Raw genomic sequence first — 21,205 nt, 5'->3', positions numbered from 1 at the left:
TGATTGGTCCTCGATGACGAGAGGTCAGGCAGCGGCGGGGCGAGCGTCAGCTCATCCAGTTGCCACCATCGACATTGTAGGTCTGGGCGACGATGTAGTCGGCTTCGGGCGAGGCCAGGAAGATTGCCATGCCGGTCAGATCCTCGGCGCGCCCCATGCGGCCGAAGGGCACGGCCTCGCCGACCAGCCTTTTCTTTTCACCGGGCGGCCGACCTTCATATCTGGCGAAGAGCGCATCCACGCCGTCCCAGTGCTCGCCGTCGACGACCCCGGGGGCGATCGCGTTGACGTTGATGCCGTGCTTGATGAGGTCGAGGCCGGCCGACTGGGTGATGGAGATGATCGCCGCCTTGGTGGCGCAATAGATGGCCACCAGCGCCTCGCCGCGACGGCCGGCTTGGCTCGCCATGTTGATGATCTTGCCGCCCTTGCCACGGGCGATCATCGACCGGGTCGCTGCCTGCAGCATGAACAGCGAGCCGGCGACATTGATCGAGAAAAGCCTATCATAGCTTTCGCGGGTGATCTCGACGATCGGCGCCAGATCGAACAGCGCGGCATTGTTGACCAGGATGTCGATACCGCCGGTCCTTTCCTCGACGGCCTTGATCGCCGCCTCGATCGAGGCCTGGTCGGTGACGTCGAGCCGTACAGCGTAGGCCTTGTCGCCGATCTCCGCCGCCGTCCGTCCGGCCCGCTCGACGTCGATGTCGGCGATGGCGACGGTGGCGCCTTCGCGTACATAGGCTTCGGCGAAGGCGCGGCCTATGCCGCGCGCCGATCCGGTGATGAGTGCCGATTTGCCCTCCAGCCTGCCGCTCATAGTGCCAGTCCCTTCTCATCGAAACGATGGATCCGGGCGGAATCCGGGGTGACGAAGACGGTGTCGCCGTAACGCGCGGCAAATTCGCCGTCGGCCCTTGCGGTCACCTGACCGATGCCGTCGACGGCGATGTGCAGGAAGGTGTCCGATCCCAGATGTTCGGCGACCGTGACCGTACCCTTCCATATGCCGCTCTCCGTCGACAGCGTGACATGCTCGGGCCGTATGCCGATCGTGGGGGCGCCGTAGGGCGTTGCCGCTGCGCCGGAGATCAGGTTCATCTTCGGCGAGCCGATGAAGCCGGCGACGAAGAGGTTGGCGGGCTTGTGATAGAGTTCGAGCGGCGAGCCCACCTGTTCGATGCGGCCCCTGTTCAGGACGACGATCTTGTCGGCCATGGTCATCGCCTCGACCTGGTCATGGGTTACATAGATCGAGGTGGCGTTGAGCTGCTGGTGCAGTTGCGAGATTTCGAGGCGCATGTTGACGCGCAGCGCCGCGTCGAGGTTCGACAGCGGTTCGTCGAACAGGAAGCACTCCGGCGAGCGCACGATCGCGCGGCCGATGGCGACGCGCTGGCGCTGGCCGCCGGAGAGCTGGCGCGGCTTGCGGTCGAGATAGTCGGTGAGATTGAGGATGCGGGCTGCATCGGCGACCTTCCGGTCGATCTCCGCCTTGTCCATGCCGGCCATCTTCAGCGGGAAGCCGATGTTGGACCGCACGCTCATATGCGGATAGAGCGCATAGGACTGAAACACCATGGCCAGACCGCGCTGCGACGGCGGCTTGGCGGTGGCGTCGACGCCGTCGATCAGGATGCGGCCGCCGGAGACATCCTCGAGGCCGGCGATCAGCCGCAGCAGGGTGGACTTGCCACAGCCCGAGGGGCCGACGAAGACGACGAACTCGCCATCGTTGATCTGAAGGTCGATCGACGGGATGACGGCGGCCTCGCCGAAGGACTTGGATACATTCTGGAGTGTGATGCTACCCATCTTGCTATTCCTATTTGACGGCGCCGAAGGTCAGGCCGCGGACGAGTTGTTTCTGGCTGAACCAGCCGAGGATCACGATCGGCGCGATGGCCATGGTCGAGGCGGCCGACAGCTTGGCGTAGAAGAGACCCTCGGGGCTCGAGTATGAGGCGATGAAGGCGGTCAGTGGTGCTGCCTTGGAGGCCGTCAGGTTGAGGGTCCAGAAGGCTTCGTTCCAGGACAGGATGACGTTGAGGAGGAGTGTCGAGGCGATGCCGGGAATGGCCATCGGGGTCAGGACGTAGACGATCTCCTTCATCAGCGAGGCGCCATCCATGCGCGCGGCTTCGAGGATCTCGCCGGGGATTTCCTTGAAATAGGTGTAGAGCATCCAGACGATGATCGGCAGGTTGATGAGGGTCAGCACGATTACCAGGCCGGTGCGGGTGTCGAGCAGGCCGCCGTCGCGGAACAGGATATAGAGCGGCACCAGAACGCCGACCGGCGGCAGCATCTTGGTGGACAGCATCCACATCAGGATGTCCTTGGTCCGCCGGGTGGGCGAAAAGGCCATGGACCAGGCCGCCGGAACGGCAATGAAGAGGCCGGCCAGCGTCGAGCCGAGGGAGATCACCACCGAGTTCATGAAGTGGCGGAAATAGTTCGACCGCTCCTGCACCTCGGCATAGTTCTCGGTCGTCCAGTCGAAGAACAGGAAGGACGGCGGCGAGGCGATCGCCTCCGCCTCGGTTTTGAAGCTCGTCAGGAAGGTCCACAGGATCGGGAAGAAGATCAGTATGCCGATCGTCCAGGCGAGCGCGGTCCACAGGATCTTGCGGCGAACGGGAATGGCGCGGGCCATGGTCAGCTCTCCAGGTTCTTGCCGATCAGGCGGATGAGGAAAAAGGCGACGATGTTGGCGAGCACTACGGCGACGATGCCGCCGGCCGATGCGCCGCCCACGTCGAACTGCAGCAGGGCCTGGGCATAGACGAGATAGGTGATATTGGTGCTCTGCGTGCCGGGACCGCCATTTGTGGTGACCAGAATCTCGGCGAAGACCGACAGCAGGAAGATCGTCTCGATCAGGATGACCACCGTGATCGCCCGGGCCATGTGCGGCAGGATGATGTAGGCGAGCTTCGACAGCGGACCTGCGCCGTCCATTTCGGCGGCTTCCTTCTGTTCCTCGTCGAGCGATTGCAGCGCGGTCAGAAGAATGAGCGTGGCAAACGGCAGCCATTGCCAGGCGACGATGATGATGATCGAGGTGAGCGGGGCCACTGCCAGCCAGTCGAGTGGCTGGAGGCCAAGCGACTTGGCGATCCAGGCAAACAGGCCGTTCACTGGGTTCATCAGCATGTTCTTCCACACCAGCGCCGAGACGGTCGGCATGATGAAGAACGGCGCGATCACCAGGATGCGCACGATGCCCTGGCCGAACATCGGCTGGTCCAGGAGAAGTGCCAGTGCGATCCCGCCGATGACGGTGATCGCCAGGACCCCGCCGACGAGCAGAAGCGTGTTGGCAAGGGCATCGAAGAAGGCCGGATCGGTCAGGAAGAAGCGGTAGTTCATGAAGCCGGCGAACTCTTCCGTACCGGGCATCAAGAGGTTGTAGCGCAGGAAGGAGAAGTAGACCGTCATCGTGAGAGGCACGATCATCCATGCCAGGAGCAGGATCACGGAAGGCGCCATCATCAGGCGCGCCGCGGAATGGGTGTGTGTCGTCGCCATGGGGTCAGCGCCTTTTCGCCATGTGCAGGTTGATTGAGGGCCGCGCCAGTTGCGCAAGGGCGCCTATGCGGCCCTCCGGCCTCCGGTCTGGGTCATGCGACCGATGCCAGGAGGTTTCGATAAAGGGGAGCCCGGTCGGCCCGGCCATGCGGCCAGCCGGCCTTGCTCCAGTCGGAGCGGGGAGGAGAGGTCTCCCCGCCCTTCGTCGGGGAGCTTACTTGATGTAGCCGGCCTTCATCATTTCCCGTTCCGTCAGCTTCTGTGCGCTGTCGAGCGCCTGATCGACGCTCACCTGTCCGGCAAGGGCGGCCGAGAACTGCTGGCCGACGGCCGTGCCGATGCCCTGGAATTCCGGAATGGCCACGAACTGGACGCCGACATAGGGAACCGGCTTGACGGTCGGGCTCTTCGGGTCCGCTGCATTGATCGAGTCGAGCGTCATCTTCGCAAACGGCGCCGCCTTCTGGTATTCCGGGTTCTCGTAGAGCGAGGTGCGGGTGCCCGGCGGTACGTTGGCCCAGCCTTCCTTGTCGGCGACCATCTTCAGATAGTCCTTGCCGGTTGCCCAGGCGACGAACTTCTCGGCCGCTTCGGCCTTCTGGGTGCCGGCCGGAATGGCCAGGTTCCAGGCCCACAGCCAATTGCCGCGCTTGCCGAGCCCCGTGTCGGGAGCGAGTGCGAAGCCGACCTTGTCGGCGACGGTCGAGTCCTTCGGATTGGTGACGAAGGAGGCGGCGACGGTGGCATCGATCCACATGCCGCACTTGCCGGTCTGGAAGAGCGCCAGGTTCTCGTTGAAGCCGTTCGAGGAGGCGCCCGGAGGGCCGGCATCCTTCATCAGGTTGACGTAGAATTCGAGCGCCGTCTTCCACTCCGGCTGGTCGAACTGCGGCTTCCAGTTCTCGTCGAACCAGCGCGCGCCGAAGGCGTTGGCGGTTGCGGTCAGGAAGGCCATGTTCTCGCCCCAGCCGGCCTTGCCGCGCAGGCAGATGCCATAGATCTCGTTGTCCTTGTCCGTCATCTTGCGGGCAGCGTCGGCGATGAAGTCCCAGGTGGGGGCATCGGGCATGGTGAGCCCGGCCTTTTCCATCAGGTCCTTGCGATACATGACCATCGAGCTCTCGCCGTAGAAGGGGGCGGCGTAGAGCTTGCCGTCCTCGCCGGTCAGGCCGGAGCGGATCGCCGGCAGGAGGTCGTCGACGTCATAGTCGGCGCCAAGATTCTCGAGCGGCAGAAGCCAGCCCTGTTTGGCCCAGATCGGCACTTCGTAGGTGCCGATGGTGAGAACGTCGAACTGGCCGCCCTTGGTGGCGATGTCGGTCGTCACCTTCTGGCGCAGCACGTTTTCCTCGAGGGTCACCCATTCGAGGTCGATGCCGGGGTTCTTTGCGGTGAAATCATCCGTCAGCTTCTGCATGCGGATCATGTCGCCGTTGTTGACGGTCGCGATGGTGAGGGTTTCGGCCGAAGCCATGCCGGTAAGGGCCAGTGCCGAGCAGGCGCCCAGCAAAATCGTCTTCAATGTCATATCTTCCTCCCAGAAGAAAAATGAGCATTTGCTTTGCTCATGGGCAATTACTCAGTTTTAGGCAAGACATTGTCAATGCAGAATCCATGCTGCGGTGCCGAAGGCGAAGCCCAAGGCATTGTCTCGGCGATGAAAAATAAATGGGGAGGTCTGCTCAGCCGGCCAGCAGATGGCGGGCGGCATCCTCGTCGGTGATCAGCCCGTTGATGTAGCCGCCGATCGTGGCCGCGCGGATCGCATCGCGTTTGCGCCGGCCGCGGGCCAGGCCGATGACGATCGAAGTCTCACGCGATGGTATGGGGATGCTCGCCACGCGCTCGTTGACCGGATGGTCGAGCAGTTTGCCGTCCGCGCCGAAGACCCATCCGCAGACTTCGCCGGCAGCGCCGGCAGCGAGAAGGTCGGCCATCTCGTCCTGACGCAGGAACCCGTCGACCAGAAGCGGTGCGTTGCTTCCCATCTCGCCGATCCCGACAAACGTCACGTCGGAGCGCCGGCCAAGCTCGATCGTCGGCGCGACGAGCGGCTGCCGGTGCAGCAGGTCGCGTTCGTCGCGGGACGAGACGATAACGGGCAGCGGCATCGGGAAATGGGGCGCTTTCACCGCGTCGGCCATCGAGAAGATGACGTTGAAGTAGGCGGCGGACCCGTCCGGGCTGATGTTGCCCGTCAGCGAGACGATTCTGTGCTGCGGGCATTCCATCGGCGGCAACTGGTCGACCATGGCGCGCAGCGTCCGTCCGGTTCCCATGCCGATGATCAGCGGATCCGGCTGCTTCAGCCAGCGCTCGAGTTCGGCGGCCCCGGCTTCGGCGACACCGACGGATGCCGAGTCCGAACCCGGATCGGTGGGCACGATCTCGACCTGTCTGAGGCCGAACTTCGCTTTCACCGCCTCGGCCAGTTCCATGCAGGCCGCGATCGGATGGTCGAGACGGACCTTGATCAGCTTTTCGGCGACGGCGAGCGAGACCAGGCGCTGGGCGCTCTGGCGCGAAATGCTCATGGCGGCGGCGATCTCGTCCTGGGTGCGGCCGGCAACATAATAGAGCCAGCCGGCTCGCGCCGCATCGTCCAGCCTTGTCTGTGCTTCGCCTCGTCTTGCCATGCGGATCGGCACCACCCTTTCAAAGAGCAGTGCTGCCAAGTTTTGGCAAGGCTGTCAAATCGCTCTCCCTGGTCCGTGACCGGGATTTACTCCGCCAGCAGGCCGTCGAATACTTCCAGCATGGCGTCGGCTATGGCCTTGCCGAGTGCGGCGGCGCTCGAGGCGAGCGCTTCCTCGTCCATGTCGCGCGCGGCGAGCGCGAAGGTTGCGCCCTCGATCGTGACGATCTCCTGCGCCCGCTGGATCGCCCACAGCGCAAATTCCGCCCGACTGCCAATTTCCGTCGTTTCCATCACTGGTCTCTCAACAGGTTTCCGTTGTGCCGCTTATAGCGATTGCGGATCGCTGTGACAGTCGCTCCGCGGCAAAAATGAAGGGAGATCGCATGGGGGCCGGTCCGCACTTGTGCCCTTTCCTGAGGCTGTCCCGTCATTGGATAGTGATGTTCCTATATTACTGAAAAGGGGCTAGTCTGCACCTGTGGCGTGTTGGCGCCGCAGCGAGACTTCGTTTCCTCTTTCAAACAGGTAAGGGAGATACCCCATGAGACGAACAATGAGATCCACGGTGAGTGCTATGGTCACGGTGATGCTGCTCGCCGGCGTGGCCGAGGCGCAGCAATTCGGGTATGGTTCGGGTCCCGGCTGGGGACGTGGCAACATGATGATGGGCAATATGCCCGGGCGTGGCCGCTTTCCGATCATCGATGCCGACGACAATGGTGTGGTCTCCGCGGAGGAGGCCGCTTCGGCCGCCGAGGAAGTCTTCGCCGCGATGGACGCCGACGACAATGCCGAACTGACCATGGAAGAATACATGCTGGTCCGCATGGGGCCGCAGGACGGCTGGAACAAGACCCGCCAGGCGGCGCGCGAGAAGGAGAAGACCGAGCGTTTCGGCGAGATGGATCTCGACAAGAACGACACCGTTTCCCAGGCCGAGTTCATTGCCGGCGCCAAGGCGCATTTCAATGCGGCCGATGCCGACAAGGACGGCAAGGTGACCCCGTGGGAATGGCGCAGCCAGCAGTGGAACTGATCTCGTAGGATTCCAGTTCAGGGGCTTGATGATGCCTCTTTGGAGAAATGGCAAGGCCCGCGGCAGATGGCTGTCGCGGGCCTTCGTTTCTTCACGCCGCCTTCAGGCGCGCTTGTCTGGCCTCAGTCCTCTTCCTGGAAGACCTCTTCGCGCTTGGCCTTGACCGAGGGCAGGAAGACGATGACGAGGACGGCCAGCGCGAGAAGCAGGAGAACGGCGCTGATCGGCCGGGTGACGAAGGTCATCGGGTCGCCGCGCGACAGGATCATGGCGCGGCGCAGGTTCTCTTCCAGAAGCGGCCCGAGCACGAAACCGAGCAGCAGCGGCGCCGGCTCGCAGCGCAGCTTGACCAGGACATAGCCGAGCAGGCCGAAGCCGGCGACGGCATAGAGGTCGTAGACGTTGGAATTGACGCTGTAGACCCCTATCGAGCAGAAGGCCATGATGATCGGGAAGAGCACGTAATAGGGAATGGTCAGCAGCTTCACCCACAGCCCGATCAGCGGCAGGTTGAGGATCACCAGCATCAGGTTGCCGATCCACATCGAGGCGATGATGCCCCAGAACAGCGCCGGTTGTTCGGATGCGACGTTCGGTCCGGGAACGATGCCCTGGATGATCATCGCGCCGACCATCAGCGCCATGACCGGATTGGCCGGGATGCCAAGCGTCAGGAGCGGGATGAAGGAGGTCTGGGCGCCGGCATTGTTTGCCGATTCCGGACCGGCCACGCCTTCGATCGCGCCTTGTCCGAATTCCTCCGGATGCTTGGAAATGCGCTTTTCGACGGTGTAGGAGGCGAAGGCCGCGAGAATGGCGCCGCCGCCGGGGAGGATGCCGAGCGCCGAGCCGATGGCAGTACCGCGCAGCACGGGTGCGACCATGCGGCGGAAGTCGTCGCGGGTCGGCCAGAGATTGCTGACCTTCGACATCAGCACGGTGCGGGTCTTTTCCCCTTCGAGGTTGCGCAGGATCTCGGCGATGCCGAAGACGCCGACGGCGACCGCGACGAAGTTCAGGCCGTCGGCATATTCGCGGATGCCAAGGGTGAAGCGTGGCGTGCCGGAATAGATGTCGGTGCCGACGAGCCCGAGCAGCAGGCCGAGGGAGACCATGGCGAGCGCCTTGACGATCGAGCCGTGGGCGAGCGCGATCGAGGAGACGAGGCCGACGACCATGAGCGAGAAATATTCGGCGGCGCCGAACTTGAGCGCCACGGCGGTGAGCGGGATGGCGAGGATGGCGACCAGGAAGGTCGAGACCGAGCCGGCGAAGAACGAGCCCAGTGCGGCGATCGACAGGGCCGCTCCGGCGCGGCCCTTGCGGGCCATCTGGTAGCCGTCGATGGCGGTGACGGCAGACGAAGATTCGCCGGGCATGTTGATCAGGATCGCCGTGGTGGATCCGCCATACTGGGCACCGTAATAGATGCCGGCGAGCATGATCAGCGAGGAGACCGGCTCCAGCTGGAAGGTGATCGGCAGGAGCATGGCGATGGTGGCTGTGGCGCCGATGCCGGGCAGGACGCCGATCAGGGTGCCGAGCAGCACGCCGATCAGGCAGAAGAACAGGTTTTCCGGCGAGGCCGCGGTGGAGAAGCCGAGGGCGAGATTGCTGAGAAAGTCCATGCCGCGCTCCTAGAACCGGACCCAGGGTCCGAACCGCTCGAAGGGCAGCCCGAGCGCATAGCTGAAGACGAGCACGGAGAAGACCGTGATGGCGGCTGCCAGCAGCACCGCCATGAGCGGCCCCATGCGATGCGAGGCGAAGGCGGCGATCAGAGCGGCGAAGAACAGCGATGGTACGAAACCGAGCCCCCTGACGGTCAGGCCGAAGAAGATCGGTGCCGGCAGGATGAGAAAAATGCCCCTGAGCGCGATCGGTCCGAGCGGCTCGCCTTCTACCTTGCCGGACTGGATCAGGATAACAGCCCCGAGCAGGATCAGGATGGCCGCGAGGACGAGTGGGAAGAAGCCCGGTCCCATTCGGAACGCCGTGCCAAGATCGAGACCAAGGCTTTGATAGGCGAAGAAGCCGCCGAGCGCGATGAACAGGGCGCCACACAGCGCGTCGGTCCGGTCGAACTTCATTGATTTCATGGTGTCCCCCATGGTGGCCATTACTGCCGCAGTGTCGCGCCGAGCGCGCGAATGCCGCCCGCAAGGTCGCGGGCGGCGTCCTTACAGGTGGGCGGTCAGTCGGCGAACTGGCCGGCGGCCTCGATCACCGGCTTCCAGCGGGCGATCTCACCTTCGAGCTTGGCCTTGAGTGCTGCCGGGGTGGCATCCGCTTCCGGCGAGGGCGCGGTGCCGAGTTCGGCGAAGCGGGCGACGACGTTTTCGTCCTTGAGGGCGACCTGAAGCGACTTCGACAAGCGTTCGACGGCCTCCGACGGCGTGCCCTTCGGCGCATAGATGCCGTGCCAGATGCCGACCTGGAAGTCGGCAAGGCCGCCTTCGACCGCGGTCGGCACGTCCGGCAGCACGTCGAGACGGGCGGGCGAGGTCACGGCATAGGCCTTGATCGTGCCGCCCTGGATCTGCTTCGTCGTATTGGTGGTCTGGTCGCACATGATGTCGACCTGACCGCCGAGCAGGTCGGTCATGGCCGGGCCCGTGCCCTTGTAGGGGACGGTGACGAGGGGCGTGTCGATTGCGCTCATCAACAGCATGCCGCAGAGATGCGAGGCGGCACCGATGCCGGCATTGGCCACGGTAACGGTGTCCTTGTTGGCCTTCATGTAGTCGATCAGGCCCTTGAGGTCGGTCGGCTCGAGGTCCTTGCGGGCGACGATCGTCATCGGAACGTCGGTGACGAGGCCGACATATTCGAAGGCGTTCAGCGTGTCATAGGCGAGCTTACGATAGAGCGTGGCGCTGGTCGCCATGCCGATATGGTGCAGAAGGACGGTGTAGCCGTCCGGCTCGGCCGCTGCGACGCGGCCGGCACCGAGCGTTCCGCCGGCGCCGCCGACATTTTCGACGACGATCTGCTGGCCGAGATCCTTCGACATCGATTCGGCGACGAGGCGGGCCACGGTGTCGGTCGGGCCGCCGGCGGCAAAGGGCACGACCATGGTGATGGTGCGTTCGGGATAGCCGGCTGCGAAGGCGGCAGCGGACGACAGGGTCACGGCAAGGGCAGCCGTGAGGCCGAGCACGGTTTTCAGGGTTTTCATCGAATTCCTCCCGGATGAAACACGCCAGGCCGATGCGGCTCCTTCCGCGTCGGTCCTGGATGCGCCATCAGCGCGGGGAAGGGGGTGCCTCGCAAGCCGGGTAGAGTGGCGAACAGTGGATTTTGAGGGTTCGTGCAACGCAGCATGGGTAGGTTCGGGAACAAATCGGCTGGGCAATGGGTGGAAATCCACCCATTTCTTGCTCAGTTGTCGAATCGGTCGGGATCGGAGCCCGGCTTTCGTTCGAGGCCGTATTTCTGCATCTTTTCGTAGAGCGTCTTGCGGGAAATGCCGAGCTGCTCATAGACCCGCCGCAGATTGCCGCCATGGGCGGAAATCGCGCTGGCGATCAGGCCGCGCTCGTAGGCGCCGACCTTGTCGGAGAGGCGCTGGCGGCTGACTATCGGTTGGTTCTCGTCCGGAACGGGGTCAAGTCCGAGGACCAGGCGGTCGGCGGCGTTGCGAAGTTCCCGGACATTGCCTGGCCAGGACCTGGCGGCGATGTCGGCCAGAAGGTCGGGCGAGACCTCGATGTCATCGCGCATGTAGCGGGCGGCGGCCTCGCGCACGAGCTGGAGGAAGAGGATCGGAATGTCGGCCAGCCTGTCCGCCAGGGCCGGCACATGGATGGTCGCGACATTCAGGCGATAGAACAGGTCGGCGCGGAAGCGCCCCGCGGCGACTTCGGCCTCGAGGTCCGCCTTGCTTGTGGCGATGAAGCGCACGTCGAGCGGCACGAGTTCGTTCGAGCCGAGCCGGGTGATGACGCGCTCCTGCAGCACGCGCAGAAACTTCGCCTGCAGGTCGAAGGGCATGGAGCCGATCTCGTCGAGCAGGATCGTGCCGCCGCGGGCATGTTCGAACTTGCCGTAGCGGGGCCTGAGCGCGCCGGGGAAGGCGCCAGCCTCGTGGCCGAAGAGTTCGCTCTCGATCAGGTTTTCCGGCAGGGCTGCGCAGTTGATGGCGATCAGCGGCCTGTTGGCGCGGGCGCTCACGTCATGCAGGGCGCGGGCCACCACTTCCTTGCCGACGCCGGTGTCGCCGATGATCAGGGTGTCTGCATCCGTGGCGCCGATCGCCCGCAGTCGGTAGCGCAGGTCGACCATGACCTGGGTGCGGCCGGGCAGGCGGGTTTCGATGTCGTCGCGCTTGCCGGCGACGGCGCGCAGACGGCGGTTTTCCAGGACCAGCCCGCGTCGGTCGAGCGCCCGGCGAATGATGCCGGCGAGATGCTGGGCGGTGAAGGGTTTTTCGAGGAAGTCGTAGACGCCGGCGCGCATGGCGCTGACGGCAAGCTGCACATCGGCGTGGCCGGTCACCAGGATCACCGGGATTTCCGCGTCCACTTCCCGGATGCGCTGCAAGAGCGTCATGCCGTCCATGCCGGGCATGCGGATGTCGCTGACCACGACGCCGTCGAAGCCGTAGCCGATCAGCTCGAGCACCGGCTCGGCCGTCGAAAAGGTCGTCACCTCCAGATCGAAGAGTTCGAGCGCCTGGGCCGAGGAGCGGCGCATGTCCTCCTCGTCATCGATCAGAAGGATGCGCCGGCCGCTCATTCCGCTGCGTCCTTCATCTTCTCTGCGGCGTCGAGCTCGATGCGAAACACCGCGCCCCCGTCGGCATGATTGGTGACGGAAAGGCTGCCGCCGAAATCCTTGACGATATTGTAGGAGATCGACAGGCCAAGCCCGAGTCCCTTGCCGACCCCCTTGGTGGTGAAGAAGGGGTCGAAGATGCGTTCCGCGATGGATGCCGGCACGCCGGGCCCATGGTCGCGCACCGTCAACAGGACCCTGCCACCCTTGCGGCGCGCCTTGAGCTCGATCGTTCTATTCCTCTGGCCCTCGACCGCGTCGGCGGCATTGGTGATGATGTTGACCAGGACCTGCTGCAGGCGCACCGGACCGGCGACGACAGCCGGCGGATGCCGGCCGAGATCGACGTCGAGCGTGGCGTCGGCCGCCTTCAGCCGCGCTGCCACGATTTCCAGCGTGTCGTCGACCACTGCATCAAGCCCTACTGGCCCGAGCTTCTCGTTCGGCTTGCGGGCGAAATTCCGCAGGTGCCGACTGATCGAGGCCATGCGGTCGACGAGGCCGGAAATGCGCGAGAGGTTGTCGCGCGCCTCCTCCGTCCGGCCGCGGTCGATCAGCAGCGCGGCACTGTCGGCATAGGTCTTGGCGGCGGCCAGCGGCTGGTTGAATTCGTGGGACAGGGCGGCCGACATCTGGCCGAGGCCGGCGAGCTTGCCGGCCTGGATGAGATCGGCCTGGGTCTTGCGCAATTCCTGTTCGGTCAGGCGCCGCTCGGCGATTTCCAGTTCGATCTGCTCATTGACGCGGGCGAGGTCGGCGGTGCGTTCGGCGACGCGGTGCTCGAGTTCGTTGCGGGCCCGCTCCTCGAGACGCAGACGTTCGGCCGTGCGGGCCCGCCGCTGCAGGAGGATGGCGATGGCCAGTCCGGCGAGGCAGACGAAAAGGATGAGGGCGATGACGACGGTGCGCGCCTGGCCGCGCACCGATGCGGTGTCCATCAGCACGTTCACCGTCCAGTCGGCCTCGGGCATGTATTGCGACAGCACGAGATATTCGCGCGCGGCGCCGTCGTCCGTGACCGTCATCAGGCTATGTCCGTCCTCGGTCTTCCGCTTGAGCGGCAGTTCCTTGAGCGGCGCATCGGCATAGCGGCGCGAGGCCTGGGTGCGGGCGAGCCTCGCGGCGTCGAGCGGCAGGATGCCATTGTAGAGCCATTCCGGGCTGCCGGTCATGAAGATGATGCCTTCCGGATCGGCGACGAAGATCTTGTACTCGCCGCCCTTCCACGATGTCTCGATCGAATCGATGTCCACCTTGAAGACGATCACGCCGCGGATGGCGCCATCGACGCTGACGGGCGATGCGAAATAGTAGCCTCGTTTCAGCGAGGTCGTGCCGAGCGCGTAGAAGCGCGACTGGAGCCCTCTGGCGGCATCCTGGAAATACGGGCGGTAGCTGAAGTTCTGCCCGACGAAGCTGGCCGGTCCGTCGTAATTGCTGGCGGAGATCGTCTCGCCGTCCATGGTCATGACATAGATGTCGGAGGAACGCAGCAGCGTGTTGATTTGCTGGAGATAGGTGTTCGCTGTCTCTCTCAGGGCCGGGTCGGAGGGCGCGCGAAGCAGCGCCTTGATGTCGTCGTGATCGGCGATCAGCGCGGGGAGCGGTTCGTAACGGCTCAGGTGGCCACCCAGAGCCGAAACGGCAAGACGCAACGCCGAACTGGCCTGAAGGGAGGCCTCCTCCATATAGGCGCGCGTGGCAATGGCACCGCCCTGGAGGGCGGCAAGCCCGATGAAAACCGGCAGAATGACAAAGACCAGCGCATGTCGCAGTTTCACGAAGACAACGGCCTCCTCCTCCGCTCCTCCCGGCCGAAGTGGCCGCGGGAAGGAAGTCTAGAGAGCCGGACCGTCGTTTCCTAGAGGCGATCTGTGCGAAACTGTTTTGAAGCGGCGGCCGCTTACCTCAATTGGCCATGGTCGAGCGGTGCGCCCAACCCGTCATGCGCCGCTCGAGCCAGGCCATCAGCGCATACATGGCGATGCCCTCGACGGCGAGCATGAGCAGGCCGGCAAAGACCAGCGGCACGTTGAACTGGCTCTGGGCCGAACTCATCATGTTGCCGAGGCCGTAGTTCGAGGCGACTGTTTCGGACACCACGGAACCGACCAAGGCAAGCGTGATGGCGATCTTCAGCGAGCCGAAGAAATAGGGCATGGAGCGGGGAATGCCGACCTTCAGCATGATGTCCATCTTCTTCGCGCCAAGCGCCCTCAAGACGTCTTCAGTCTCCGGCTCGATGGTGGCAAGCCCGGTCGCCACGTTGACGACGATCGGGAAGAAGGAGATGAGGAAGGCGGTCAGCACCGCCGGCACCGTGCCGATGCCGAACCAGATCACGAGGATCGGGACGAGTGCCACCTTGGGGATGGCGTTGAAGCCGATCATCAGCGGGTAGAGGCCGGCATAGATGGTCTTCGACCAGCCGATGAAGAGGCCGATGCCGAGGCCGGCGACGACGGCGATGATGAAGCCAAGCGTGGTCGTGTAGAACGTCTGGAGCGAGTTCTTCCAGATCGGCGACCAGTATTGGACGATCGCCTCGAAGACGCGCGTCGGCGCGGGCAGGATGGTCGGCGGCATGTCGAGGCCGAGGACCAGCAATTCCCAGGCGGCAAAAAGAGCGAACGTATAGAGCCAGGGAGCGGCGCGCACCCAGTTGACGCGGGCGATCATCGGTGTGCGGACAGGCGCTGCCATGGCGGGTTTCTCCACGATCGTGCTCATGCGGCCACCCGCGCATTGGCGATCTCGCCGTGCAGGGCGTGGACCATGTCGTTGAAAGGCGTCTCGTACATCAAGTCGAGGTTGCGCGGGCGTGCGAAGGGTACGCGGTGCTCGGCAAGCACCCGGCCGGGCCGGCTGCTCATGACGAAGATCTTGTCGGCAAGAAAGGTCGCCTCGCGCAGGTCATGGGTGACAAGGATGATGGTAACGCCCTGGGCTGCATGCAGATCGCGGATGACGCACCACAGTTCCTCGCGGGTGAAGGCGTCGAGCGCGCCGAATGGTTCGTCCAGCATCAGCAGTTCCGGTTCGTGGATCAGCGCGCGGCAGAGATTGGCACGCTGCTGCATGCCGCCGGACAACTGCCAGGGGAAGTTCGATCCGAACCCCTTGAGCCCGACGATCTCCAGCAGGTTCTCGGCCTTTTCAATGTACTCCCTTTTGTGCGCGCGCAGCCGGTGCCGGTGCCTCTCGACAATTTCGAGCGGCAGCAGGATGTTCTCCAGCGTCGTGCGCCACGGCAGCATGGTCGGGTTCTGGAACGCCATGCCGACGATCGACACCGGTTCAGTTACCTGTCGTCCCGCTACGATCACGTCGCCTGCCTGGGGGATATGCAGTCCCGTCACCAGTTTCATGAGCGTCGACTTACCGCAGCCGGAGGGGCCGACGACGGCGGCGAATTCGCCCTTGTCGACGCGCAGGGTCAGGCCGGACACGGCGAGCGTGCCCTCCGCGCCGCCATAGCGCATGTCGACATTGTCAATGGAAACGAGGTGGGACATTGGGTCTCCTGTTGGGCGGCGGCGACCTCTTGTCCCCAGCGGGGAGAAGTGCCGGGCGAATGCGGGGCGATGAGGGGGGCTCGATCACCAGCTTTCCTGGCTTCGCCCCCCTCATCCGGCGCTGCGCGCCACCTTCTCCCCGCTGGGGAGAAGGGGACGCAATCAGGGCAGCATCCGCTCTTCCTTGGCCGGCAGATAGCTTGCGTCGAATACGCGCTCGGCCGTGACATTGCCCTTGAGGCCCATGGAGAGTTTCAGCGTTTCGATCGAGGCGGAGAGGCGTGCCATGTCGACGCCGCCCATGCCGTTTTCGACGACGTAAGGGGTCTTGATGTTCATGGCATTGGCCATGCCGAGGCGTTCCAGCTCGATGTCGGAATTCAGCGTCTCATTGCGCTTCAGGACGGCGGCCACACCCTCTGCCGGATTGGCAACGGCATCGGCAAAGCCCTTGGCGAGTGCTTTCAGGAAGCCCTTGACGGCTTCAGGATTGGCCTCGGCGAAGTCGGTGTTGACCAGGACGGAATTGCCGTAAAGGTTGAGCCCGTGTTCGGCCATCAGGATGGTGGCGATGTCGTCGGCCGGCACCCCTTGAGCCTTCAGGTTCAGGATGACCGAGAAAGCAAAGCCGAAGACGGCGTCGACGTCGCCCTTGGCGAGCATGGGTTCGCGGACCGGGAAGCCGATCGATTCGATCGTGATCTTGCTGTCATCGATGCCGGCTACCTGCTTGAAGGCCTTCCACTGGGCAAACGCGCCGTCCGGCGGCGGGGCGCCGAGCTTCTTGCCTTCGAGCGACTTCGGATCCTCTGTGATGCCGAGGGCCTTGCGGCCGACGACGGCGAAGGTCGGGCGTTCATAGACCATGTAGACGGCCTTGACCTTCTGGGAGGCGTCTTCGTCGAGGAACTTGATCACCGAGTTGATGTCGCCAAAGCCCATCTGGTAGGCGCCGGTCGCCACGCGCGGGATCGCTTCCACAGAGCCATTGCCGCTGTCGATCGTGACGTCGAGGCCCTCGGCCTTGAAGTAGCCCTTGTCGAGCGCCAGCAGGAAGCCGGCGGCCGGGCCTTCGAATTTCCAGTCGAGTGTGAACTTGATCGGCGTTTCCGCATGTGCCGGGGCGGCCGGCATGGAGAGGCCGAGCGTGAAGGCAAGGGCTGCGGTTGCGGCCAGACTGGAAAACAGTCGTCTCGAAAGCATGGTCAGAATTTCCCTCTGTTGGTTTGTTGCGGCGATTGAAGCCAAAGTTCGGCCTTCGCGCAAGCGAATAATGCACATAAAGAGTGCAAGACTTTATGGTGATTAATTTATGTGCAAATTGCATGGAGTTTGCTGTTTTTTGGTGGCACGCTGCGCGGCAGGCGCCATTGGCCGGTCGAGCGTGAGCATGCGCGAAGATACCGCGAGCAAAACCCCCAGATCGGCCGCTGCATTGCGATAAAATTTCGACAGACCGCACGAGCCGTGACATAAGGCCCCGAAATTCTTCTCCAGCTCCACGTCCGGTCATGATTCGTATCGAAAACATCAGCAAGCAGCTCAGCCACCGCATTCTGTTCATCGAAAGCTCCGCCGCGCTCAACAAGGGCGAAAAGATCGGTCTGGTCGGTCCGAACGGGGCGGGGAAGACGACGGTTTTCCGCATGATTACCGGCGAGGAGCAGCCCGACGAAGGCCAGATCTCGGTCGAGAAGGGCATGACGATCGGCTACTTCAACCAGGATGTCGGCGAGATGTCCGGCCGCAGCGCGGTGGCCGAAGTAATGGATGGGGCAGGCCCGGTCAGCGTCGTCGCCGCCGAACTGCGTGAACTCGAGGCTGCCATGGTCGATCCGGACCGGCTCGACGAGATGGATCAGATCATCGAGCGCTACGGTGAGGTTCAGGCGCGCTATGAGGAGCTCGACGGCTATGCGCTTGAGGGGCGCGCTCGCGAGGTCCTGGCGGGCCTTAGCTTCAGCCAGGAGATGATGGACGGCGACGTCGGCAAGCTGTCCGGCGGCTGGAAAATGCGCGTGGCGCTGGCCCGCATCCTGCTGATGCGCCCCGATGTGATGCTGCTCGACGAACCGTCGAACCATCTGGATCTCGAGAGCCTGATCTGGCTCGAGCAGTTCCTCAAAGGGTATGAAGGCGCGCTGCTGATGACCTCGCACGACCGCGAGTTCATGAACCGCATTGTCAACAAGATCATCGAGATCGATGCCGGCTCGCTCAACACCTATTCCGGCAATTACGAGTTCTACGAGCAGCAGCGGGCGCAAAACGAAAAGCAGCAGCAGGCGCAGTTCGAGCGCCAGCAGGCGATGCTGGCCAAGGAAATCAAGTTCATCGAGCGCTTCAAGGCGCGCGCATCCCACGCCTCGCAGGTGCAGAGCCGGGTGAAGAAGCTGGAAAAGATCGACCGCGTCGAGCCGCCGAAGCGTCGCCAGGTGGTCGCCTTCGAATTCCAGCCGGCGCCGCGCTCTGGCGAAGACGTGGTCAATCTGAAGAACGTGCACAAGAAGTACGGCCAGCGGGTCATCTACGAGGGCTTCGACTTCATGGTCCGGCGCAAGGAACGCTGGTGCATCATGGGCGTCAACGGTGCCGGCAAGTCGACCCTGCTGAAGCTGGTGGCCGGCGATTCCACGCCTGACGAAGGCACGGTGAGCGTCGGTGCCAGCGTCAAGATGGGCTATTTCGCCCAGCATGCGATGGATATTCTCGATGGCGAGATGACCATCTTCGAAACGCTGGAAACCACCTTCCCGCGGGCAGGACAGGCGCCGCTGCGCGCCCTTGCCGGTTGCTTCGGCTTCTCCGGCGACGATATCGAAAAGCGCTGCCGCGTGCTTTCCGGCGGCGAGAAGGCGCGCCTGGTCATGGCGATCATGCTGTTCGATCCGCCGAACCTTCTGGTGCTCGACGAGCCGACCAACCACCTCGATCTCGATACCAAGGAAATGCTGATCAAGGCGCTGTCGCAGTATGAAGGCACGATGCTGTTCGTCAGCCACGATCGCCATTTCCTGGCGGAGCTTTCCAATCGCGTGCTGGAACTGACGCCCGAAGGCGCGTTCCAGTATGGTGGCGGCTATACGGAATATGTGGCGCGGACCGGTCATGAGGCGCCGGGTCTGCGGAGCTGAAATTCCAGGACAAGCCCGACCGATTCTGGTGATCGGCCGGTATGTTCGTCAGGCCATGGCGCCGCTGGCGACGTCGCGGGCGCGGGCCACCCAGGCCGCACCCTCGCGGGCATGGTGGAAACCGTTCGACAGGGGCGCTGCCGGATAGATGTCCCGCAGCCGGTCGATCGCTTCATCGGCCTCCAGCGTGCCGTCGAGCACGTCGCGATAGAGCCTTGCGACCGCGACCATGTCGCAGTCCTGCGGCGACAGGCGTATGGCCGAGATGCCGCACGCGGCCAGATCCGCCAGTTCGCCAAGAAGTGCCTGGCACGTGTGGGACACGGTCTGGACCCCGTTCAGCGCCAGGAAGGACTGGCGGTCCAGCGTCTTGACCGGCAGGCCGTCCGGCTCCTCGCCGCAGACGAACAGGCAGTTGTCCTTGATCTTGCCCTTGGAGCGGGCATGGGCGCAGCGCGCCGAGATGGCAAGCGGCATGCGGCCGAAGGCGAAGACCTCGAAATCGATGCCGGGGCTGTCGGCGACGATCTTCTCGACGGAAGTGAAGGGCAGTTCCGGCGGCAGGCAGATGGTCCTCGCGCCCCGGCTCGCCAGCAGCCTGGCGGTCGGCGCATTGTAGACGTTGACCAGCGGTCCGACATTGTGCGGCTTGCCGTTCAACAGACCAAGCGCCGAGAGGTCGTTGGCCTCGATCCGATGATCACTCTCCTCGACCAGTTCGCGCACCTGCCGGCTCTCGCGCTCAAGCGTCACCAGCGCCAGCGTCGAGAAGACCACGGTCTTGCCGGCGGCCTCCAGCCGTTCGGTCACTTCGGCAAGATGGGGTTCGATGAAATGCTGGCGCTTGGAGCACACGGTTTCGCCGATCACCACCGTGTCGAAGGGCGATTCGTCGGCGATGCGGAAATGGAAGTCGCGCCATTTGGGGCCGTCCCACAGATAGTAGACGGGACCCATGGTGAGCGAGGGGGAAGGGGTATCGGTCATGCTCATCTCCAGCGCTTCTCGTAGGCGCCCGACGTGGTCTTCTGCCCTTCGCTCAGACCTCGCAGGCCGGCAAGAAGCGCAGCGCGCTGTTCGGGTTTCGCCGAGAGCGCCTTCTTCAGTGTCGAGACGACTTCGGCGACATAGGCCTTGCCGCGCTGGCGGCCCTCGATCTTCAGCGCGCTGACGCCTGCGGCGGTCAAGGCATCGATCTCGCTCATGACATCCAGCGAGACAGGATCCTCGAAAGCGTAGCTGCGGTCGTCGGCGATGTCGAAGCGGCCCTTGCACAGCGTCGGATAGCCGGCGGCCTCGCCGGCGGGGAAGCGGTTGATGGTGTAGTCGCCGAGTTCCGAGACCAGCTCGTTGCCTTGCCTGCGGTAATGGACATGGCTGGCCGGCGAGCAGACGCCGTTCATGTTGGGCGACTTGCCGGTCGCATAGGAAGAGAGCGAGCAGCGTCCCTCGGCCATGACGCAGAGGCCACCGAAAACGAAGACCTCGATTTCGCAGCGGATCTTCGGGGCGATGCGGGCGATGTCGGCGATGGTGAGCGTGCGCGGCAGGACGATCCGCTTGGCATTGAAGGCGTCGACGAGGAAGTTGATCGCATCGACATTGGAGGCGGAGGCCTGGACCGAGACGTGCAGCCGCTGTTCGGGATAGCGTTCCGTCACATGCGCCATCAGGCCGAAATCGGCGAGGATCAGGGCGTCTGCGCCAAGCGCCACGGCATCGGCGGCGGCGCGGTACCAGATCTCCTCGTCGCCGGCGCGCATGAAGGTGTTCAGCGCAACAAAGGTCTGCGTCTTGTGGCGGCGCGCATAGGCAATCGCCTCGCGCAACTCGTCGCGGCTGAAGTTGAGACCGGGAAAGTTGCGGGCATTGGTCTCGTCGCGGAAGCCGCAATAGACGGCATCGGCGCCGGCATCAACGGCTTCGCGGAAGGCGGCGGGAGTGCCTGCCGGACAGATCAGTTCCATGCCGATCCCTCCCTGCCAAGCGCGCGGCGGCGAATACCCTCGGCCATGCGGCCGAACATAGGGGCGAAGGGACCGGCCAGCGTCGAGAGGTCGCGCGGCAGGTCGATGTCGCAGTCGTCGAGGGCGTTGCGCATGGCGAGCATGGCCTCCATGTCGCCGGTGACGTTGAGATCGCGCGAGAAGAACAGCGCGTCGGCGTCGCAGCGTCCTTCGAGCAATGCCAGCAGCATGAAGAGAGGACCTTCGACCGCGGCATCGGCGGTCAGCGGCGAGCCGCTCTTGCGCAGCACGCGGATCGACGGGTGGGCTGGCTCGACGATGAAGGCGAGCGGAACATCGCCCGGCAGGAAGGCGAAACGCTTCGACTTGTGTTCGCCAAGGCGTTCGAACAGGCCGGGGTGCTCCTTCATCATTCGGGCAAACAGCAGGCCCGTCGCTCGCTCGATCACCGCTATTGGTACGTAGTTCAGGGGTGTGACGAGCGTCTTGGGAAATTCCATGTTTTCAGGGCCTTTGCGGAAAGCGGTGCGCGCCATGCTAACGGCTCGGTCGGCGCGCGCGTTTGAGCCAGCGCAAAGACTCGATGATTTTTAGCCGCCACACAG

20 protein-coding genes are annotated in these 21,205 nt (G+C 64.0%); 2 read left to right on the top strand and 18 right to left on the bottom strand.

Features of this window, described 5'->3' with window-relative positions:
* Positions 1–46 precede the first annotated feature (46 nt).
* From RHIZ70P_RS17470 to RHIZ70P_RS17440, 7 genes are all read right to left on the bottom strand, one after another.
* Positions 47–823 (bottom strand): L-iditol 2-dehydrogenase, encoded by a 777-nt coding sequence (locus RHIZ70P_RS17470; RefSeq protein ID WP_115671762.1) that lies wholly within the window; start codon positions 821–823, stop codon positions 47–49.
* Positions 820–1,818: an ABC transporter ATP-binding protein gene (locus tag RHIZ70P_RS17465; RefSeq protein WP_115671761.1), complete on the bottom strand. Its 999-nt coding sequence runs from the start codon at positions 1,816–1,818 to the stop codon at positions 820–822. The genes RHIZ70P_RS17470 and RHIZ70P_RS17465 overlap by 4 nt, the downstream gene beginning before the upstream one ends.
* Positions 1,819–1,828: 10 nt before the next feature.
* A complete protein-coding gene (locus RHIZ70P_RS17460) occupies positions 1,829–2,659 on the bottom strand; it encodes a carbohydrate ABC transporter permease (protein WP_115671760.1) in 831 nt (276 codons plus the stop codon).
* A gap of 2 nt (positions 2,660–2,661) precedes the next feature.
* Positions 2,662–3,534: a carbohydrate ABC transporter permease gene (locus RHIZ70P_RS17455; RefSeq protein WP_115671759.1), complete on the bottom strand. Its 873-nt coding sequence runs from the start codon at positions 3,532–3,534 to the stop codon at positions 2,662–2,664.
* Between the two features lie 214 nt (positions 3,535–3,748).
* A complete protein-coding gene (locus RHIZ70P_RS17450) occupies positions 3,749–5,062 on the bottom strand; it encodes an ABC transporter substrate-binding protein (protein ID WP_115671758.1) in 1,314 nt (437 codons plus the stop codon).
* A gap of 154 nt (positions 5,063–5,216) precedes the next feature.
* Positions 5,217–6,170, bottom strand: coding sequence for a sugar-binding transcriptional regulator (locus RHIZ70P_RS17445; protein WP_115671835.1), 954 nt, complete (start codon positions 6,168–6,170; stop codon positions 5,217–5,219).
* Positions 6,171–6,256: 86 nt separating this feature from the next.
* The gene (locus RHIZ70P_RS17440; protein ID WP_115671757.1) at positions 6,257–6,463 is read right to left on the bottom strand and encodes a hypothetical protein; all 207 of its coding nucleotides are present in this window, start codon (positions 6,461–6,463) and stop codon (positions 6,257–6,259) included.
* A gap of 262 nt (positions 6,464–6,725) precedes the next feature.
* Here RHIZ70P_RS17440 and RHIZ70P_RS17435 point away from each other — a divergent pair, with 262 nt between their 5' ends.
* Complete coding sequence (locus tag RHIZ70P_RS17435) at positions 6,726–7,208, top strand: hypothetical protein (RefSeq protein ID WP_181904058.1); 483 nt, start codon at positions 6,726–6,728, stop codon at positions 7,206–7,208.
* Positions 7,209–7,330: 122 nt separating this feature from the next.
* Here RHIZ70P_RS17435 and RHIZ70P_RS17430 read toward each other — a convergent pair whose 3' ends face one another.
* From RHIZ70P_RS17430 to RHIZ70P_RS17395, 8 genes are all read right to left on the bottom strand, one after another.
* Positions 7,331–8,836 (bottom strand): tripartite tricarboxylate transporter permease, encoded by a 1,506-nt coding sequence (locus tag RHIZ70P_RS17430; RefSeq protein WP_115671755.1) that lies wholly within the window; start codon positions 8,834–8,836, stop codon positions 7,331–7,333.
* Between the two features lie 9 nt (positions 8,837–8,845).
* Positions 8,846–9,307, bottom strand: a complete 462-nt coding sequence (locus tag RHIZ70P_RS17425; protein ID WP_115671834.1) for a tripartite tricarboxylate transporter TctB family protein — start codon at positions 9,305–9,307, stop codon at positions 8,846–8,848.
* A 95-nt stretch (positions 9,308–9,402) separates the two neighbouring features.
* The gene (locus RHIZ70P_RS17420; protein WP_115671754.1) at positions 9,403–10,386 is read right to left on the bottom strand and encodes a tripartite tricarboxylate transporter substrate-binding protein; all 984 of its coding nucleotides are present in this window, start codon (positions 10,384–10,386) and stop codon (positions 9,403–9,405) included.
* Positions 10,387–10,589: 203 nt separating this feature from the next.
* Positions 10,590–11,945, bottom strand: a complete 1,356-nt coding sequence (locus tag RHIZ70P_RS17415; RefSeq protein WP_115671753.1) for a sigma-54-dependent transcriptional regulator — start codon at positions 11,943–11,945, stop codon at positions 10,590–10,592.
* Positions 11,942–13,759: a sensor histidine kinase gene (locus RHIZ70P_RS17410; RefSeq protein ID WP_419178312.1), complete on the bottom strand. Its 1,818-nt coding sequence runs from the start codon at positions 13,757–13,759 to the stop codon at positions 11,942–11,944. Before RHIZ70P_RS17410 ends, RHIZ70P_RS17415 begins: the two co-directional genes overlap by 4 nt.
* 133 nt (positions 13,760–13,892) lie before the next feature.
* A complete protein-coding gene (locus RHIZ70P_RS17405; RefSeq protein ID WP_115671752.1) occupies positions 13,893–14,714 on the bottom strand; it encodes an ABC transporter permease in 822 nt (273 codons plus the stop codon).
* Complete coding sequence (locus RHIZ70P_RS17400; protein WP_181904057.1) at positions 14,711–15,499, bottom strand: ABC transporter ATP-binding protein; 789 nt, start codon at positions 15,497–15,499, stop codon at positions 14,711–14,713. The genes RHIZ70P_RS17405 and RHIZ70P_RS17400 overlap by 4 nt, the downstream gene beginning before the upstream one ends.
* 162 nt (positions 15,500–15,661) lie before the next feature.
* Positions 15,662–16,702: an ABC transporter substrate-binding protein gene (locus tag RHIZ70P_RS17395; RefSeq protein ID WP_115671751.1), complete on the bottom strand. Its 1,041-nt coding sequence runs from the start codon at positions 16,700–16,702 to the stop codon at positions 15,662–15,664.
* A 308-nt stretch (positions 16,703–17,010) separates the two neighbouring features.
* Between RHIZ70P_RS17395 and RHIZ70P_RS17390 the strand changes: the two genes are divergently transcribed.
* A complete protein-coding gene (locus RHIZ70P_RS17390) occupies positions 17,011–18,633 on the top strand; it encodes an ABC-F family ATP-binding cassette domain-containing protein (RefSeq protein ID WP_115671750.1) in 1,623 nt (540 codons plus the stop codon).
* Between the two features lie 48 nt (positions 18,634–18,681).
* Here the strand turns inward: RHIZ70P_RS17390 and ubiV are convergent, their stop codons facing one another.
* The 3 genes from ubiV to ubiT are packed head-to-tail and all read right to left on the bottom strand — an operon-like array spanning position 18,682 to position 21,100.
* Entirely contained in the window at positions 18,682–19,620 is a 939-nt protein-coding gene (gene ubiV, locus RHIZ70P_RS17385) for a ubiquinone anaerobic biosynthesis protein UbiV (RefSeq protein WP_115671749.1), read from the bottom strand.
* A 2-nt stretch (positions 19,621–19,622) separates the two neighbouring features.
* Positions 19,623–20,600 (bottom strand): ubiquinone anaerobic biosynthesis protein UbiU, encoded by a 978-nt coding sequence (gene ubiU, locus RHIZ70P_RS17380; RefSeq protein ID WP_115671748.1) that lies wholly within the window; start codon positions 20,598–20,600, stop codon positions 19,623–19,625.
* Complete coding sequence (gene ubiT / locus RHIZ70P_RS17375) at positions 20,591–21,100, bottom strand: ubiquinone anaerobic biosynthesis accessory factor UbiT (RefSeq protein WP_115671831.1); 510 nt, start codon at positions 21,098–21,100, stop codon at positions 20,591–20,593. Before ubiT ends, ubiU begins: the two co-directional genes overlap by 10 nt.
* Positions 21,101–21,205: the final 105 nt, after the last annotated feature.

The organism is Paenirhizobium selenitireducens ATCC BAA-1503 (assembly GCF_900492185.1).
GTDB classification, from domain to species: domain Bacteria; phylum Pseudomonadota; class Alphaproteobacteria; order Rhizobiales; family Rhizobiaceae; genus Allorhizobium; species Allorhizobium selenitireducens_A.
This window is presented reverse-complemented; position numbering and strand designations above follow the sequence as displayed.

Excerpts from the sequence above, each read along its gene's own strand:
- RHIZ70P_RS17470 (WP_115671762.1), bottom strand. The coding sequence starts at position 823 with ATGAGCGGCAGGCTGGAGGGCAAATCGGCACTCATCACCGGATCGGCG.
- RHIZ70P_RS17465 (WP_115671761.1), bottom strand. The coding sequence starts at position 1,818 with ATGGGTAGCATCACACTCCAGAATGTATCCAAGTCCTTCGGCGAGGCC.
- RHIZ70P_RS17460 (WP_115671760.1), bottom strand. The coding sequence starts at position 2,659 with ATGGCCCGCGCCATTCCCGTTCGCCGCAAGATCCTGTGGACCGCGCTC.
- RHIZ70P_RS17455 (WP_115671759.1), bottom strand. The coding sequence starts at position 3,534 with ATGGCGACGACACACACCCATTCCGCGGCGCGCCTGATGATGGCGCCT.
- RHIZ70P_RS17450 (WP_115671758.1), bottom strand. The coding sequence starts at position 5,062 with ATGACATTGAAGACGATTTTGCTGGGCGCCTGCTCGGCACTGGCCCTT.
- RHIZ70P_RS17445 (WP_115671835.1), bottom strand. The coding sequence starts at position 6,170 with ATGGCAAGACGAGGCGAAGCACAGACAAGGCTGGACGATGCGGCGCGA.
- RHIZ70P_RS17440 (WP_115671757.1), bottom strand. The coding sequence starts at position 6,463 with ATGGAAACGACGGAAATTGGCAGTCGGGCGGAATTTGCGCTGTGGGCG.
- RHIZ70P_RS17435 (WP_181904058.1), top strand. The coding sequence starts at position 6,726 with ATGAGATCCACGGTGAGTGCTATGGTCACGGTGATGCTGCTCGCCGGC.
- RHIZ70P_RS17430 (WP_115671755.1), bottom strand. The coding sequence starts at position 8,836 with ATGGACTTTCTCAGCAATCTCGCCCTCGGCTTCTCCACCGCGGCCTCG.
- RHIZ70P_RS17425 (WP_115671834.1), bottom strand. The coding sequence starts at position 9,307 with ATGAAATCAATGAAGTTCGACCGGACCGACGCGCTGTGTGGCGCCCTG.
- RHIZ70P_RS17420 (WP_115671754.1), bottom strand. The coding sequence starts at position 10,386 with ATGAAAACCCTGAAAACCGTGCTCGGCCTCACGGCTGCCCTTGCCGTG.
- RHIZ70P_RS17415 (WP_115671753.1), bottom strand. The coding sequence starts at position 11,945 with ATGAGCGGCCGGCGCATCCTTCTGATCGATGACGAGGAGGACATGCGC.
- RHIZ70P_RS17405 (WP_115671752.1), bottom strand. The coding sequence starts at position 14,714 with ATGAGCACGATCGTGGAGAAACCCGCCATGGCAGCGCCTGTCCGCACA.
- RHIZ70P_RS17400 (WP_181904057.1), bottom strand. The coding sequence starts at position 15,499 with ATGTCCCACCTCGTTTCCATTGACAATGTCGACATGCGCTATGGCGGC.
- RHIZ70P_RS17395 (WP_115671751.1), bottom strand. The coding sequence starts at position 16,702 with ATGCTTTCGAGACGACTGTTTTCCAGTCTGGCCGCAACCGCAGCCCTT.
- RHIZ70P_RS17390 (WP_115671750.1), top strand. The coding sequence starts at position 17,011 with ATGATTCGTATCGAAAACATCAGCAAGCAGCTCAGCCACCGCATTCTG.
- ubiV (WP_115671749.1), bottom strand. The coding sequence starts at position 19,620 with ATGACCGATACCCCTTCCCCCTCGCTCACCATGGGTCCCGTCTACTAT.
- ubiU (WP_115671748.1), bottom strand. The coding sequence starts at position 20,600 with ATGGAACTGATCTGTCCGGCAGGCACTCCCGCCGCCTTCCGCGAAGCC.
- ubiT (WP_115671831.1), bottom strand. The coding sequence starts at position 21,100 with ATGGAATTTCCCAAGACGCTCGTCACACCCCTGAACTACGTACCAATA.